Annotated in this window: 13 protein-coding genes and 1 pseudogene; 12 read left to right on the forward strand and 2 right to left on the reverse strand. The window is 44.7% G+C overall.

Annotated elements, in window-relative coordinates:
- The 9 genes from EIH25_RS02325 (at position 1) to EIH25_RS02365 (ending at position 13,679) form a co-directional block, all read left to right on the forward strand.
- Complete coding sequence (locus tag EIH25_RS02325) at positions 1 to 1,446, forward strand: nicotinate phosphoribosyltransferase (protein WP_206425675.1); 1,446 nt, start codon at positions 1 to 3, stop codon at positions 1,444 to 1,446.
- A gap of 753 nt (positions 1,447 to 2,199) precedes the next feature.
- A complete protein-coding gene (locus tag EIH25_RS02330; protein ID WP_124098313.1) occupies positions 2,200 to 2,883 on the forward strand; it encodes a response regulator transcription factor in 684 nt (227 codons plus the stop codon).
- Positions 2,884 to 2,900: 17 nt separating this feature from the next.
- Positions 2,901 to 4,208, forward strand: a complete 1,308-nt coding sequence (locus EIH25_RS02335; protein ID WP_243113067.1) for a HAMP domain-containing sensor histidine kinase — start codon at positions 2,901 to 2,903, stop codon at positions 4,206 to 4,208.
- A 354-nt stretch (positions 4,209 to 4,562) separates the two neighbouring features.
- Positions 4,563 to 5,285: a response regulator transcription factor gene (locus EIH25_RS02340; RefSeq protein ID WP_124098315.1), complete on the forward strand. Its 723-nt coding sequence runs from the start codon at positions 4,563 to 4,565 to the stop codon at positions 5,283 to 5,285.
- A 329-nt stretch (positions 5,286 to 5,614) separates the two neighbouring features.
- Positions 5,615 to 7,567 (forward strand): glycoside hydrolase family 5 protein, encoded by a 1,953-nt coding sequence (locus EIH25_RS02345; RefSeq protein WP_124098316.1) that lies wholly within the window; start codon positions 5,615 to 5,617, stop codon positions 7,565 to 7,567.
- A gap of 24 nt (positions 7,568 to 7,591) precedes the next feature.
- Positions 7,592 to 9,955, forward strand: a complete 2,364-nt coding sequence (locus EIH25_RS02350; RefSeq protein ID WP_124098317.1) for an FIVAR domain-containing protein — start codon at positions 7,592 to 7,594, stop codon at positions 9,953 to 9,955.
- Positions 9,956 to 10,287: 332 nt separating this feature from the next.
- Positions 10,288 to 11,517, forward strand: a complete 1,230-nt coding sequence (locus EIH25_RS02355; protein ID WP_124098318.1) for a hypothetical protein — start codon at positions 10,288 to 10,290, stop codon at positions 11,515 to 11,517.
- A 230-nt stretch (positions 11,518 to 11,747) separates the two neighbouring features.
- On the forward strand, positions 11,748 to 13,118 hold the full coding sequence (locus EIH25_RS02360) for a hypothetical protein (RefSeq protein ID WP_124098319.1): 1,371 nt from the start codon (positions 11,748 to 11,750) through the stop codon (positions 13,116 to 13,118).
- 126 nt (positions 13,119 to 13,244) lie between these two features.
- The gene (locus EIH25_RS02365; protein WP_124098320.1) at positions 13,245 to 13,679 is read left to right on the forward strand and encodes a hypothetical protein; all 435 of its coding nucleotides are present in this window, start codon (positions 13,245 to 13,247) and stop codon (positions 13,677 to 13,679) included.
- A 113-nt stretch (positions 13,680 to 13,792) separates the two neighbouring features.
- Here EIH25_RS02365 and EIH25_RS02370 read toward each other — a convergent pair whose 3' ends face one another.
- Complete coding sequence (locus EIH25_RS02370; protein ID WP_124098321.1) at positions 13,793 to 13,981, reverse strand: ferredoxin; 189 nt, start codon at positions 13,979 to 13,981, stop codon at positions 13,793 to 13,795.
- A gap of 151 nt (positions 13,982 to 14,132) precedes the next feature.
- Here EIH25_RS02370 and EIH25_RS02375 point away from each other — a divergent pair, with 151 nt between their 5' ends.
- From EIH25_RS02375 to EIH25_RS02385, 3 genes and pseudogenes are all read left to right on the forward strand, one after another.
- Positions 14,133 to 14,384: a spore coat associated protein CotJA gene (locus EIH25_RS02375; RefSeq protein ID WP_124098322.1), complete on the forward strand. Its 252-nt coding sequence runs from the start codon at positions 14,133 to 14,135 to the stop codon at positions 14,382 to 14,384.
- The gene (locus tag EIH25_RS02380; RefSeq protein WP_124099637.1) at positions 14,377 to 14,631 is read left to right on the forward strand and encodes a spore coat protein CotJB; all 255 of its coding nucleotides are present in this window, start codon (positions 14,377 to 14,379) and stop codon (positions 14,629 to 14,631) included. Before EIH25_RS02375 ends, EIH25_RS02380 begins: the two co-directional genes overlap by 8 nt.
- Positions 14,631 to 14,831, forward strand: a pseudogene (locus EIH25_RS02385) (manganese catalase family protein); the annotation flags it as partial. The gene EIH25_RS02380 and the pseudogene EIH25_RS02385, both read left to right, overlap by 1 nt.
- Before the next feature lie 33 nt (positions 14,832 to 14,864).
- Here EIH25_RS02385 and EIH25_RS02390 read toward each other — a convergent pair.
- Positions 14,865 to 16,379: a recombinase family protein gene (locus EIH25_RS02390; RefSeq protein WP_124098324.1), complete on the reverse strand. Its 1,515-nt coding sequence runs from the start codon at positions 16,377 to 16,379 to the stop codon at positions 14,865 to 14,867.
- Between the last annotated feature and the right edge of the window lies 1 nt (position 16,380).

Below are 16,380 nucleotides of genomic sequence, written 5' to 3' on the forward strand. Positions count from 1 at the left end.
GTGGATAAGCTGAATTACACTATGCTCTGCGATTTTTATGAGCTCACGATGGGAAACGGTTATTTTGTAAGCGGCATGAAGGACAGGATAACCTACTTTGATTTGTTTTTCAGACAGATTCCTGATAACGGCGGATTTGCTATTGCCTGCGGTCTGGAGCAGGTGATAGATTATATTGAGAAGCTTCATTTTTCCCGGGAGGATATAGAATTTCTGAGAAGCAAAAAGATTTTTGACGAAAGATTTCTTGAATATCTTGAGAATTTCAGCTTTACGGGAGATATTTTCGCTGTGCCGGAGGGAACCGTGGTGTTCCCGAATGAGCCGCTTATTACGGTAAGAGCGCCTGCGATCGAGGCTCAGCTCATTGAAACCTATCTTTTGCTTATAGTCAATCATCAGTCGCTGATAGCAACTAAGGCAAACAGGATAGTGCGTGCCGCCGGAGGAAGAGCGGTGTCCGAATTCGGGTCAAGACGCGCTCACGGCGCCGACGCTGCCGTACTGGGAGCCAGAGCCGCGGGTATCGGAGGCTGCGCCGCAACTGCCTGTACGCTGACGGATCAGCTTTACGGCTTTCCGGCAACAGGAACGATGGCTCATTCGTGGATTCAGATGTTTGACGACGAATATTCCGCGTTTAAGACCTACTGCGAATGTTATCCAGACTCGGTAACGCTGCTGGTTGATACCTACAACGTGCTGAAAAGCGGAGTGCCCAACGCTGTTAAGGCCTTTGACAACGTATTGAAGCCTAAGGGCTTCAGACCGAAGGGCATACGCATAGATTCAGGCGACATTACCTATCTGTCAAAAAAGGCACGGAAGATGCTTGACGAAGCCGGCTATCCGGACTGCAAGATCGTTGCTTCAAATTCTCTTGACGAGTATCTGATAAGGGATATGATATTTCAGGGTGCAAGGGTGGATCTGTTCGGAGTAGGCGAGCGGCTTATAACTTCAAAGTCACATCCGGTATTCGGCGGGGTCTATAAGCTTGCCGCCGTTGAAGAAAACGGGGAGATAATCCCGAAGATAAAGGTTTCCGAAAATGTTTCCAAGATCACGGTGCCTCATTTTAAAAAGCTGTATAGGCTGTACGACAGGGACAGCGGTATGGCTATAGCCGATCAGCTTTGCGTTTATGACGAAGCTATAGATGAAAGCAGAGATATTGTAATATTCGATCCTACCTACACCTGGAAGAAAAAGCATATCTCAAATTTCAGAGCCGTTGAGCTTCAGAAGCAGATATTCAGAAACGGAAAGCTTGTATATGAAAAGCCGTCCTATGACAGTATATGCGAATACTGCAAAAAGCAGGTGGATACCCTGTGGGACGAGATAAAGCGCTTTGAAAATCCGCATACCTACTATGTCGATCTGTCGCAGAAGCTTTGGAGCGTTAAAAATCATCTTCTGGCTGAAATACAGGGGAACAGCTAGTATTTGTAAACGGAAAGCCAGACGCGGCACCGCAAAGCCGCGGGGGTATTATGCCTTTTGCTTAGGGTTGATACGTTCTTCCGGCAGCTGCTTTTGATATGATCGCTTATCGGGGATAAAAAATTAATGCTCACTACTATCGGCTGTAATGAGCATTAATTTTCTATAGAATTATGAAAGGGAAAATTTCCATCGGTATTTGGCAATTGATAAAACTTAAAGTGCAGAACCTTTATGATATGCGACTTGGGGAATCGCCTGAGGGAAGTGAACTACGGACTGAACTTTAAGTTTTATCAGCTGTCAAAACCTTTTTATATGCGGGAGCACAATTGATTTGATATGTTCCCTGCTGACAGTTACATAATAACAGTTCTGTGTGAACCGAATATGAATTTCCGGGCGTTTTTCTGCCCTTAAGACTGTGAATTTTGTTAATTTTCAATTAAGAAAAGCTTGAATAACTTAATATCAGATTCATAATTGGCTGATATAATTAAGTCGGGGAAATCGTATCTGATTTTAACTCGGAGCAAAGCCCGATGTAAGCTTGCTTAACATTGGCTGCGACGGGGCGACCTCACCGCAGGAGCTTTAGCTCCTTAGGTGTTCAGTGGGGATTTATTGTCCCCGCTGAACGACTGAATGTCCCTCGTTTTTAGGAAGGCGGGGGACGTCGGTGAATAGGTTATATTATTGGATAGCAGGGCCGTTTTTATGCGGTCTGACGCAATCAGAGGGAGTGGATCGGTTATGTTTCAGGTGCTGGTAGTGGAGGACGATTCAAGTCTGCGCAGGCTTATGTCAGCCGCTTTAAAGCAGAACGGCTATATACCGTTTACCGCAGAGGACGGAGTAAGTGCTTTGGACGTTCTTGAAAAGACAAATATTGATTTGATAATCTCGGACATTATGATGCCGAATATGGACGGCTATGAGCTTACCAGACAGCTCAGGCAGGCAAAGTATGATGTTCCGATACTTATGGTGACCGCTAAGGAAAGCTTTGAGGATAAGCAGAAGGGCTTCATGGCGGGAACCGACGATTACATGGTAAAGCCTATAGATATAAACGAAATGCTGCTGAGGGTCGGAGCGCTTCTAAGGCGTGCGAAAATGGCGTCCGAGCATTCGCTGTCAGTGGGAAGCTGCACTCTTGATTACGACGCGGTTTCAGTGGCCTTTAACGGCGAGCCGGGCGAAACGATACCTCAGAAGGAATTTATGCTGCTTTTCAAGCTGCTGTCCTATCCGAATAAGATTTTTACCCGCCGTCAGCTGCTCGACGAGCTTTGGGGCATGGAAAAGGAAGTTGACGAAAGGACGGTAGACGTTCATATCAAGCGTCTGCGTGAACGGTACAACGGAAACGGCGACTTTGAAATAGTAACGGTAAGAGGATTAGGATACAAGGCGGTAAAGCTGTCAAATCAATAAGGACCGGAGGAAAAGCTTTGAAAACGAGTTTACAGTTTAAATTGGCGCTTATGTTTTTTGTCGTTATGCTGGTTTCCGCTTCGATCTCAATATCCGCTCTGCTGCTTATTTTCAGCCCGATAATGGAGGACAACGCTGAGCAGCAGCTAAGGTCGGTGACCTCTTCTATGGACGAATTGGAAAAGCTGAACAAATATACTGCCGATGAAATAGTCAATCTCTGCACCAACAGCTCGTTTTCAGTCAAAAAGATCAGCGACGGAGATCCTGCAATAAAAGGCAGGATAAAGGAAATTGAGGAAAAAGGCACGATAATCGAATCTCCCGGGATACTTCCGAACGTAACGGCGTATACGTCTGTAAACGGGGAAATAATAGCAATAGACAGCTTTACCAAGGAGAATGTTTATTGGGTTGTAAATTTCATAGTTATTATAGCTTTTATAGTCTGTATCGTGCTCGGAACCGTTATTACCGCTTTTATCAGCCGCAGCATACTCCAGCCCATAAGGGATCTGAACAAGGCTACGACTGAGGTGGCGCGCGGCAATTTTTCCGTTCGGGTAAGGGAATCTATGGACGCGGAGTACGGTACGCTGACGAGAAATTTCAACAGAATGGCGGAGGAGCTTTCGGGTATTGAAACTCTCAGAGGCGATTTTATAAGCAGCGTATCTCATGAATTCAAAACTCCGCTGGCGTCTATTCAGGGCTTTGCCAGACTGCTTCAGGACGAGTCGATATCCGACAGCGACAGACGGGAATACACCCAGATAATTATTGACGAAACCGTCAGGCTGACAAAGCTGGCGTCGAATATACTCAAGCTGTCCAAGCTTGAAAATCAGAATACCATAGGAAGCAGGACAAGGTTTTCGCTTGACGAGCAGATCAGGAAGATAATCCTTATGCTCGAGCCGGAATGGTCGGAGAAGAATATCAGTCTGGATATAGCTTTGGACGATATTTATTATTACGGAAACGAGGATCTTATCGGTCAGGTATGGCAGAATATTATCAATAACGCGATAAAGTTTACTCCTGCCGGCGGAAAAATAAAGGTTCAGCTTTATCAGACTGAAAGCAATATAACCGTAAGGATTTCAGATAACGGAATAGGCATATCTCATGAGGATAAAGAAAAAATATTTGAAAAATTCTATCAGGGGGATCATTCCAGAAAGACCGAAGGAAACGGACTTGGTCTTGCCTTGGTAAAACGTATAATTGATCTGTGCGGCGGAAGGATCTATGTTGAAAATCTTTATGAGGGCGGAGTATGCTTTGTGGCGGAGCTGCCGTTTGTGATTGAAGATATGAAATAATGCAGATCGTGAGCAATTCAATAAAATATATGATTTATACAGTCAAGCTGAAAAAATTCGTGAATATTTTTTGGCTTGGCTTTTTTATTGAATTTAAATTGTTGTATATTTTGCCTGTAAAAATACATAAAATTTTGTGCAACCAAACGATTTATGTAAATTATTTTGTAAACGTTTGCACTTTTTTGCTTTATCAGGTGTTAATTAATATAGAAAGAAAAATATTAACATAGTTGATAGCAGTCTGTTCTGCCGGCAATAAACCTGTGCTTTGCTTCATAATGTAAATTTCTGTTTGTCTGCTGAAATATTACCGGCAGGTTCAGGCTGCGTATACTAACAGGAAGTGCTTATATGATAAAAATAGCTGTCATCGGAAAAAATATTTGTGACAGTAGATTTATAAAAGAAAAACTGGCTGATTATGACATTAAAACTGATATCGACCTGCAGATCAGGTGTTTTGAAAAGTGTGAAACGCTGGATGAGGAATATTCTGTTTTTAACCGCTTTGATTTGATAATCCTGTATGACGGATATTCGGAGCGCGATTCGTCGCTTTCAGGAATCGAGCTCGCCGGAAGAATACGCAGCGTTTACGGCGACGAAAAAGCAGAGCTGATATTTATATCGGATAACGAGAGATCTGCCTGTGAAGCGATAAGGTTCAGACCTTTTGATTTTATTTTGAATCCCGTAACTTCCGAGGCACTTTTCAATGCGCTGGACAGATATGTCAGGAACAAATGCGGAAGCTTTCACCGCTTCAGTTTTATAAAGGACAGAACTGAAAATATTATCATGGTTTCACGCATACGATACCTCCAGAGCATGGGCAAGCGTCTTATTATTCACACCGTAAACGACAATATAGAAATTTACGGAAGATTGTCTGAGGTAATGAAGCAGGATTGTTTCAGCGATTTTATTCTTATTCATAAATCATATCTTGTAAATCCCGGATTTATAGAGCGGTATACCTACAACAAGGTATATGTTTACGGAAAAGAAAAAGAAGAGCTGCCGGTTAGCCGCAACCGTCAGGATGAAGTAAAAAAGCTGCTGATAAAAATTTGAAGCTCAGCAAACTAATGTCTGATAACGAGTCGTATTTGTTTTTGTAATTTCCAATTATACCATTTAACCAGATTTTTTTACCCATTAAGCAAAAAATATAGTTGAATGTGCTAATATTAAAGCGTAGCTTACAGAAAGTAAATGGCTGAGTAAAGCGCTTAAAAGATGATGTCCTTGACGTCTTGCGCGCAGTTTGATTTTTTATGCCGATAATTGTAATCGAATACATTACAAGGTCATTAATATAATGAAAAGGGAGGCTGATTCCGATGGTTTGATTTGCTGTAAGTTATAAGGGAAATATATATTGTAAAGGAGGTTAATTACAAATGAATATGGTAAAAAAGGTCATTAGTATGGCGTCTGCGGCCGCGATGGCTTGCACAATGGTGACGGCGGCGGGAGTAACCGCGTTTGACGAGGGCACTTATACGGGAAGCGGAACGTATATCAGTACTTATTTGAAATCTGAATATTACGGAAAGAGCGCGTTTAAGATCAAATATAAGTATAACAGCCTTGACTCTGACGGAAAGTATATTGACAACGACGGAGTAGAACAGAGCGTTGATTATACGGATACCTTTGATTTTCTCGTATTTGATTCCAACTGGGAAGGCTGGAATCCTACTGAGGTAGGTCAGGCTGAACCGACGACCGGAGTAGAGTACACGGCTACGGTGAGCATCGCGGATATTGAAGGCGAGCTTGCAGAGGGAAAAACTCCGTACGGTATCAATCTTCAGACCGGAGCTATAGGAGAAACAAGCGTATCTATCGTATCTCTGGAATACGTTGACGCGGTGATTCCCGGAGCGGAGGTTGAGATCACAGGTTCATGGGTAAAGGGTACCGGAGGAACGATGACGGTTGAAGGTTCAGGAGCTTATGTAACCACAAACGAATACAATATCGACGTTTCTCAGTTCTCGGTAAACGGCTTTGAAAATCCTACTGTCGATGTAACGGTAGAGTATACAACTGCTCCCAATACATACGTTCAGGCAGAGCTTCTTAAGAGCGACGGAGATCCTGTAGTAGCAAATTATCCGAATGTTGACGTAACAGGTACTTATACCTATACTACGGAAATCACAGAGGATATGACTTCCTTCGTAGCCTGCTATGACCAGTGCACAGTTAAGGCGATTCATATTTATGACAACCATGAAGGAAACGCTTTGAATGTTTCCGGTAAGACCGCGAATACCATTAACGCAAATCTTGCGCCCTGCTGGAATCTCGGAAATGCATTTGATTCAGTGGACGACAGCGGATCAGTCGGCGAAACAAAGTGGGGAAATCCCGTTGTAACCGAAAAGCTTTTCCAGGCTGTAAGAGATCAGGGCTTCAAGAGCGTAAGAATCCCTGTAAGCTACCTTGATATGGTAAGCTCGACAGGCGACATTAACGACGATTATCTCGACAGGATTCAGGCCGTTGTTGACAGAGCGATGGACTGCGGACTTTATGTAATTATCAACGTTCATCACGACGGAAGCGACGGAGTTACAGGTAAGTGGATTGACATCAGTCTTGACAATTCAAGTGCGGAGTTCTCAGCCGTTAAGGCTAAGTTCAGCGCTATGTGGACTGAAATCGCTCAGAGATTTGCAAACTACAATCAGGCTCTGCTGTTTGAAGGCATGAATGAAGTAATGCTCAGCGGCAAGTATCAGAGATCTCAGTTTACAGACGATGAGTTTGAAAATGCGAATTTTAATATTAATGATCTGAATGAGGCTTTTGTCAATGCGGTGCGCGGAACAGGCACGAATGACGGAAACGACGACCGCTGTCTTATTATTCCGGGCTACAATACAGACATTAACCTTACCGCTGCCGGATTTGATGAAGGAGTATTTTATATGCCTGATGATACTACAGTAAACAGGCTGATACTTTCGGTTCATTATTATGATCCCTATGATTTTACTTTGAACCAGTACGGAACAAGCTCATGGGATCAGACGACATACGGTGAAACTTACATGGCGGCTCAGCTTGCCAAGGTAACCGGCGAGGGCTATCCCGTATTTATCGGAGAGTATTGCGCAAACTTCAAGAATAACATAAGCACTGTTGCTTTGTACAATAAGACTCTCAATCAGAAGGCTGACGAAGTTACGGCGGTAAGCGTATCAACGGCTTACTGGGACAACGGAGTTATCGGCGTAAACGCCAACGGCTCCGGACTTATCGACAGAAGATTCAACGTTGTCACCACAACGGGTTCAACAATTATTGATGATATTATGTCGGTATATCCTACAGCTTCATAATTCAATTTAAAGGAGTGATTTGATTTGAAAAAAATCAAGTTCATTCATCGCCTGGTCGCTTCTGCGACCAGCGCGATGATTTTGCTTTGCGGGGGGGGAGCATCGTTTTCAGCAGTTGCTGATTCGGAAATATATTCTTTTGAGCTTTCGGCGGACGGTTATTATTATTATTTACGAATAGATGCAGAGAATCGTAGCGAGGAGAGTTATCCGGACATTCCTTCCGAATACAACGGACTGCCTGTAGATGTAAACAATCAGTTCTATAACTGTGTAAACGCAACTTCGCTCGATATACCCGACGTAAATGCCACGCCTGAATTTCTTTCGAGTCATAATCCATATCAGGTAACTGCATTGACCCAAGCCGATAATGCCTTGAAAACTTTAACGGTACGTTATACTGGTTACTTACAGTTATCATTAAGGAATGCAGCAAATCTGGAAGAAGTATATTTGTATTGCAGCGAGTTGAAGCTTCAAAAGGCGACATTCAGAAACAACAGCGCAAATGCAATTTGGCATGTAGCAAATGATGACGTTAAGGCGGTTCTTGTCAGCATGGGAATAGACGAAAATAACGTTTCTATTGATATCAGCACAGGCAAATCAGACAGTACCTTGACAATCAGCGCCAGCGCCGAGTCGATGACATACGGCGAAAGCGATATCACCGTCAGCGTTACGCAAAACACCAGCGGAGCGTCGGTTGCATATCAATTTTCCAGAAATGAAAATTTTTCTAATGTTACAGGCGACATAACTGTTGGTTCTGACGGAAAGATTGTACCTACATATCCCGGAACATATTATATGCGAGCTGTCACTGCCGAAACGGACGATTATAATTCAGCGACGAGCAACGTTATAAAAATCACAGTTAATTCCGCGGACAAAAGCGGCTTTACAAGTGCTTATAACGAGGCGAATGAATTATGGTATAAAACCAGCGAGGATTATACTGAGGAAAGCATGGCGGCTTTAAGAAGCGTGTATACAAAGTATACTGATTATACAAGAGATACCTTGCATACGGCAGCTGAGTATGCGGCGGCTGAAACAGAGATCCGCGAGGCTATAGACGCGCTTGTTAAAATTGACGTAACCGCGGAGAGAGAAAGGCTTAACAGTCTTATTTCACAGGCGGAGGCTCTTGTTTCAACGGATTATACCGACGATACCTGGGCGCTGTTTGAAACGGCTTATGAAAACGCTAAAACAGTTTACGGCAATGAGGATTCCGGCGCTTCGGCTGTAGTTTCGGCTGCTGAAAATCTTGAAAAGGCTATAGACGAGCTGGAGATAGCTCCCGTAGGAATGCCTTCCTTTGACTGCGCGGTTCAGTTCTCCAATACAGGCTGGTGGCCGCAGTACAATATAACAGAAACCTTTGAGGGCAACGGCACCTTTACCGTAAAAATTGATACGTCTTCACAGGCGACAACGGAAGCCTTTGTTTTCAATGTGGATCTGCTCGACGCGGCTGCAAATTACCCTGATATCCAAGCGGTTCTTGATTCTATCAAGGTAGACGGAACGGAAGTGGCTTTTGACGCTTCAAAGATCCAGTACGGAGATATCGAGAACAACGGAAATTACCGTATAGAAATATACAATGACTATGGCTCGACAAAGAACGATCCTCCGATGGATCCTAAGGCAATGGCCAGCAAGCAGTCAATTGAAATTACGTTTACAGTAAGCGGAGTTCCGGAAAACGATCCTAAGGGAGATCTGCAGAAGCTCGTTGACGAAACGGAAAAAATGCTGGCTGAGCTTATCGAGGGAGATTATACTGCAGAAAGTATCGAGGCGGTAAAAAACGCGGTTGCTGAAACCAAGACTCTGCTGGAAAAGGATGTCCTGCTCCAGAGTGAGATAGACGGCGCCACAGCCGATATAAATACTGCGGTAGATTCGATGGAAATTGCAGATACGACCGAAGCCAGAGCGGCTCTCAGCGAGGCTGTGGAAGCTGCAAAGGCACTCAATAAGGATGAGTACACTGAGGATTCGTGGGCTGCAGTACAGAGCGCTTTGGATAAGGCAGACGCTCTTACAGACAAGAGCACGATTTCTGAAATCAATGCTGTGACCGAAGAGCTTAACAATGCTGTTTCAGCGCTTGAAAAGCTTCCTGGCGAGGGCAGCGAGTCGGAGCCGGACAGCACGCCGGATTCCGAAAGCGGCTCGGATTTGGAAAATTCAGAGCAGTCAGACAGCGATTCAGCTTCGGATAAAAGCGGAGCTTCGTCTGATTCAAAATCTGACGGCACAGCTTCCGGTTCAAAGGACGCTAACGTAAAAACTGGAGCGGTAACAGGCGGATTGTCCGCAGTGGTAATAATCAGCCTGGCAGCAGCTACGGTCATGAAAAAGAGAAAATAAAAAATCAAGTTTGATTTTTAATGTCCGAAATTATTTCGGACATTATTTTTTTGCGCGGCTTTTGTGCCGGATCTATTCAGTCATTATCCCCGCTAATAATTTTATATCAAAATTTATTATTAATGACGAATATTGTAGATAGTAAAGTATAATATAACAAAATATACTAATTAAACAAAATATTTGTCAAGGTATACAGATTTTCAGCCAAAAATTTGTATAATATTTTATTAAAAAAATGCTCAAAAAAGCTTGCATTAATTGGAATTATATGATATCATAAAGATGGATTAGAAAATAATCCATTAAATTTATTTTAAGGAGGTTTTGAGATGAAAATCAAAAAATTGTTGGCAGCAATGACGATGAGCGCCTTGGCTCTGAGCATGATGTCGATGGCGGCAGCCGCGGAGGATACTGATCCTGTGGATCCTGAGGTTCCGGCGGAAACGGAGGAGAACGTTACGGTTCTTCATAACGGTCCGCTGAACAATACGGAGCTTACTCCCTTGCAGCTCGGAAAGGGTACCGAGGGCGCGAAGATCCGCGTTACCTACACTTCGGAATCGGAAGAGGGCTACGGCGTTATCGGAATTGCAGGAAAGGCTAACGATGACGATTGGACATGGCTCCAGTCGGAGGACAATCCCGCTTTCAGTTCGGAGGGCGAAAATATTACCAGCACTGTGGAAATGGCTTACGAGGATTTCGTGACCTTTGCCGACATAGGCGACGACGTTCGCTGCTATGTATTTATGGATTGGGGACTTGCAGAGAATACGGACTGCCTTATCGAGCTTGTAACACCTGTGGAGCATTTTGTAGAGGTTCCGGTTTATGACGGAGCGCTTACGTCCACCGGCGTTGACGTTGTTCCGGGAGAGCTCGGAAAGAATATCGACGGAGCCAAAATACGCTTTACTTACACATCGGCTAATCCCGCAGGCTGGGGAGTAGTCGGACTGGCGGGCAAGGAAAAGGGAACATGGACATGGAAGAGCGAAAGCAAATCGTTTGCTTCCGAGGGCGAGAATGTTACCTCGACGCTTGTATATTCCTACAGTGATTTTGTAGCTGCTGCCGGAATAGGCGACAACCTTGAGTGCTTTGTATTCCAGGACTGGGGACTTGAAGAGGATACCAACTTCAAGATCGATCTTCTTATCCCTGTAGAGGCTGACGCGACTTCCGTTACAGTTAACCTTTACGAAGGCGACCTTGCTGACAATGAGGCGGCGTTTACACCTATACAGCTTGGTTCAACCGTACCTGGCGCTCAGATCAAAGTAACATATGCCGGAGCCGGAGAAGAAGGCGAAGCTGCTGTCGGTATCTGCGGCAACGGAGCTGAATGGTATGTGGGAACAAACTGTCTTGCTTCTGTCGGAGCAACGATGACTAACATCTGGACGGTGACCTATGCGGAATTTGTTGAATTTACAGGAATAACTTCACCGGTAAATACATACATATTCCAGAATTGGGGTATGGAAGAGGATACGGTCTGCACGATCGACCTGATACTTCCTGTGCCAGTTGAAGAAACTGAACCCGAGGCTTAATTTAATCAACAGAGACCTGTTTAGCCGACAGGTCTCTGTTTTTGAGAAAAATTACTACCTGACATCGTTTTCTGTATTTTTTGTACAATTTTTAACAGGAATTTTTGTGTAAATTTTTATTATTTATAACCAAGAAACGACTTGAAATAATGGAATAATAATGGTATTATATTATACGGAAATGTAATGTATATTTCTGAAAAACTTATATTGATGGAGGTTTATGAAATATGAAATTGAAACGTTTGCTGGCCGGCGTACTGGCAGGCTGCTTAGCGGTTGGCTCTGCAGTAAGCGCTGTTATTGTTAGCTCCGCTGACGACGAGATAACTGTTAAGGTATGTGACCAGCAATATATAGCAAAAGCTAAGGATACAGGTTATCAGTTCAGCATTAAAGGTTATCCGCGTTCTGAAAATGAAACGGCTACTATTAAAGTTGAATTTACGGGAAGTTTTAACGGCACTGCGGCTAATGCGATTTCCGTTAAATTTGGTTTAGTTAATCCCAATAATGAAAGTGAAATAATTACTATCGCGCAAAACTATAGTGGTATGTTGACAGAATTACCAAGCGAGTATGGCACGACAGTTACTAGAGAAGTATCATTGTATGATTTAATGAGAGGCGCGTTAGCTAAAGAGCCGGATATTGATGTAAATTCTTATGAAACAGCAGTTATATTTGGCGCCTCTACTAGACCTACAAGCTCGGATGGTGCAGAAAATACTATTGACAGTTTAACCATTGTTACTCCATACATTATTGAGGATTCCTCTTCTGAGGACGATTCCTCAGAAATTGATTCGTCTTTGGCTGATGATTCCTCAACAATCGATTCATCCGCGCCTGACGATTCCTCAGTAGTTGATCCGGGACTGGATACTGAGTTTAAGGTGTATAAGGAGATCGACCTTGAGAATCATGATCTCGGCACAGGCTGGAGCAATACCAAGGAAATCACCGCCGATAATTTTGCGGACGCAAAGGCCGGCGACATTGTAACTATTGATTTCTCCCAGAATAGCGACGTTGAATACTGGCAGCTGAAAATAATGGACGGTTCCGGCGGATGGCCGGTGCTTTCAGGACCCAGCGAAAGCGGCGACAGAGTTGTAAATGATTATGACTGCGTAGAGCTTCTGCCGGGAGATACCAGCTATTCGTTCAGGCTTACAGAGGCGGACGTAACCGCGCTTCAGGCTAACGGCATGATGCTCGGAGGCTACGGAGTAACTCTTTCCAAGCTTTCGATCGCTTCACCTGCAACCGACGACAGCTCGTCCGACGTGTCCTCAGATGTATCGTCTGAAACATCTGACGAATCCTCAGATACAGACAGCGAAACATCGGATACCGACGTTTCTTCCGAAAGCGAAGCGGCGCAGTCGGAAACTGATAATTCAGACAGCAGCGCTGAGTCAGCGGCAGAATCGACAGCTTCAAAGGCGGATACCGCCAACACTACGGCTTCAAAGGCTTCTTCCGGTGCAAGCTCATCTGACTCTTCACCTAAGACGGGTTCGGTAGCAGGAGGAATTTCAGCGGCGGCAATTGTTTGCCTTGCGGCTGTGGCTGCTATCAAAAAGAAAAACGGATAATTTATCCAAAAAATAAAAAAGCTATATAAAATATCAGGACTGTACCGTTTATTGCGGTGCAGTCTTTTTTTCAGGAGTATATGCATTTAAAAAGGGCATAATTACAATGAAAGGAGATGTTGTAAAATGGCCAGCAACGATACCACAAAGCTGCTGACGGAATGTAATGCCGGAATCAAGATGGGAGTACAGTCGCTTAATGAAATGCTTCCGTCGGTAAAAAATGAAAAGCTGAAAAAAGTAATGTCCGAATGCAGGGAAACGCATAAGCGTCTTGGCGATAAGACTCATAAGCTGCTTAATCAGTACGGTGAAAGCACAAGGGAACCGCACCCTGTGGCCAAGAGTATGTCGTGGATGAAGACAAATTTCAAGCTCGCGGTTGAAAATTCCGACAGCGCAATCGCCGATCTTCTCACGGACGGCTGTAATATGGGGGTTAAAAACCTCAACAGGTATCTTAACAGGTATACCGGAGCCGATCAGGAGGTAGCCGACATAACCAAGGACCTTATAAAGTCAGAGCAAAAGCTTGTCGGGGACGTCAAAGAGTTTCTGTAAAAAGCAGGATACTGATTTTTCAGGCGGCTTCAGACCCTTTTCAGCGCATTTTAAGCAATCGCATGGAGGGGTCTGTTCCGCCCTTTTTGCTGTGCGGAGGATCGCTTTCAGAATCAATCCTCAATACGGATGACCGAAACAGGACAGCCGTCCGCGCAGTTTCTTGCTTCCTCCTCAAGGGACGCGTCGGGCTGCCTGACGACCGTCGCCTTTTCATCGCAGCCGAAAGCGAAAACTTCGGGACATGATCCTACGCAGAATCCGCAGCTTATACAGCCGCTGCGCTCGATAGAAACCTTCATTAAACCAAACCTCCCTGAAAATTATATCTATATTCTGACCTGATGAAATATATTTATTCAGGTAATTCCGGCGTAACCATAATACCGTTCGGGACATATAATAAAGTGTTACGCATTGTGATACAGAACAAGTAACAGGAGTGATTGAATAATGGATTTTATGGAAAGCGGACTACTGGGAAAAATCCTTGACGCGGAGGACATGAAGCCTTGTATGGGCAAAAACTGTCCTATGCCGCAGGGAGCCTTTCCGCCGGATACGCCTGTAGCCATGGCATACGTTCCGTTCCAGAGCTGGGAAAAGCCGTATGACGCCGACGCAGGGCTGTCCAGAGGTACAGTTTTCCCGTCGCTTGACAAACCGTTTATCGGAGAGGAGGCGGTAAGGCGTGGCAATGTCTGAGAAACAGCGTTTGATGAGAAAGGTGCAGGCCTGTACTTTTGCTTTGGTTGAAGCGAATTTATATCTGGACAGCCATCCGACCTGCCGCAATGGTCTTGAATATTTTGAAAGGCACAAGGCGGAATACGACAAAGCCGTCAGGGAATATGAGGAGAAGTTCGGACCACTTACAGCCAAAGCGTCGAACAGCTCCAAGAGATGGGAATGGGTAACGACGCCTTTTCCGTGGGAAAGGGGTGAAAGTTAATGTGGCAGTATGAGAAAAAGCTTGAATACCCCGTTAACATCAAGAATCCGAACCCGGCGCTTGCTAAAGTGATAATTAGCCAGTTAGGAGGTCCAGATGGCGAATTGGGAGCTTCTTTGAGATACCTTAGTCAGCGTTATGCGGCTCCGTGCAGAGAGGTTCAGGCGATATTGACAGATATTGGGACTGAAGAACTCGCTCCACAATGATATACATAACTCCAACTATTCAGTTTACTCAAAAATAAGCTCTATTTCAACGCTTGCGGGGCTTTGGTGATACCTGTCTGATTTAGGCCTGTAATATGTTATTTTCTTTATCGCGCCGCGCAGGATCGAATTTTTATCCTCTGCGCTCAGAGTGTCGTATAATTCAAGGATCTGCCGTACCCTCGTTATGCATTTATCATAGTTGATTTCCCGCGGAGCGTTTTCTCTGGCGCTGACAAGCTTGTTTTGCAGCTCTTTTTTTCGCTGATCCAATAATTTTTGTCTTTCAAGAAATGTCTCTTGCGTGTAAATTCCCTGTTCGAGCAGATCATAGAGCCTGTTCTGCTGCCGGTTGGCTTGCTCAAGCTCCTGTTCAATTTTTCTTAAAGCAGCTTTGTATGCGTCAAAGTCGGAATTTAAACCACTTTCACGCTGGGACGCGGCTATCTCAAGCTCGCCGAGCTTTTCTTTCAGGCTGTCTATCACAGACTGTTCTATTACGTCAAATGGAGATGATGAAACCTCGCAGTATTTATTAGCGCAGATAAGACGGGGAGCGCCGTTTCTGTAAGCTCTGTATATCATGGCTTTTCCGCATTCACGGCAATACATAAGATGCGCGAAGGGATTAATAAGCTCGTGGTTTACCTGTGTTCTGGGATTGCCGCCGTGCTTCTGCTGAGCCGCGTTGAAAAGCTCCTCGCTGATGATAGCCGGATGTTTGCCATTGATCAGAACCGTGCTTTCATTTGCGTTGCGCGGACGGGTAACGATAACCTTCCCGTCCTTGACCGATTTCTTGTTCGGCCGCCAATTCCAGCGGACCTTTCCGATGTAGATCGGATTACGGAGTATGTCCCTTACGCTGTGCATGGTGAAATTGCCGCCCTTTTTAGGCTGAATGCCGATAGATGTCAGATGATCCGCGATTTTGCCCGGGGTCATGTTTTTGTTTACATACAAGTCGTAGATCATGCGGACGTAGTCGGATTCCTCATTTTCCGCAAGAGTGTAGCCCTTTGCCGTTGTCTGGCGCACCTTGTCGTAGCCGAAGGGAGGCGTTGAGCCTATATAATTGCCCTCTTTTACGCTGGCAAGACGTCCTGCCTGTAGCCGGCGGTTAATGGTCTTGTATTCACGTCTGGACATAAACAGACCAAATTCAAAATATTCCTCGTCAAACTCATTCAGCGGGTTGTAGGTTTTCTGAGGAGTTATTATCAGAGTATCGGTCAGCTTAAAGGTCTGGGCGACGGTACCCTGATCTCTGGTATCTCCTCTCGCAAGACGTTCCAGCTCCATGACGAGCACTCCGTCCCAGAGGTTGTTTTCAACGTCGCGGAGAAGTCTTTGCATCTGCGGTCTGGCTTCAATGCTTTCACCGCTGACGATCTCCTCATAGATCTCACCGATAGTAAGGTTCTGCTTTCTGGCAAGCTCAAGAAGTATGCGTTTGTGGCGCGCAAGCGTTTCGCCCTCGCCGAACTGTTCAAGCTCCATGTCTTTTCTTGATTTTCTGAGATATATGCAGTAGGGCATT

The sequence above is a fragment of the Ruminococcus sp. Marseille-P6503 genome, from assembly GCF_900604945.1.
Classification (GTDB): Bacteria; Bacillota; Clostridia; order Oscillospirales; family Ruminococcaceae; genus FB2012.

Coding starts and splice junctions, on each gene's coding strand:
- EIH25_RS02340 (WP_124098315.1), top strand. CDS start 4,563: ATGATAAAAATAGCTGTCATCGGAAAAAATATTTGTGACAGTAGATTT.
- EIH25_RS02330 (WP_124098313.1), top strand. CDS start 2,200: ATGTTTCAGGTGCTGGTAGTGGAGGACGATTCAAGTCTGCGCAGGCTT.
- EIH25_RS02375 (WP_124098322.1), top strand. CDS start 14,133: ATGGATTTTATGGAAAGCGGACTACTGGGAAAAATCCTTGACGCGGAG.
- EIH25_RS02360 (WP_124098319.1), top strand. CDS start 11,748: ATGAAATTGAAACGTTTGCTGGCCGGCGTACTGGCAGGCTGCTTAGCG.
- EIH25_RS02365 (WP_124098320.1), top strand. CDS start 13,245: ATGGCCAGCAACGATACCACAAAGCTGCTGACGGAATGTAATGCCGGA.
- EIH25_RS02380 (WP_124099637.1), top strand. CDS start 14,377: ATGTCTGAGAAACAGCGTTTGATGAGAAAGGTGCAGGCCTGTACTTTT.
- EIH25_RS02345 (WP_124098316.1), top strand. CDS start 5,615: ATGAATATGGTAAAAAAGGTCATTAGTATGGCGTCTGCGGCCGCGATG.
- EIH25_RS02370 (WP_124098321.1), bottom strand. CDS start 13,981: ATGAAGGTTTCTATCGAGCGCAGCGGCTGTATAAGCTGCGGATTCTGC.
- EIH25_RS02355 (WP_124098318.1), top strand. CDS start 10,288: ATGAAAATCAAAAAATTGTTGGCAGCAATGACGATGAGCGCCTTGGCT.
- EIH25_RS02390 (WP_124098324.1), bottom strand. CDS start 16,379: ATGCCCTACTGCATATATCTCAGAAAATCAAGAAAAGACATGGAGCTT.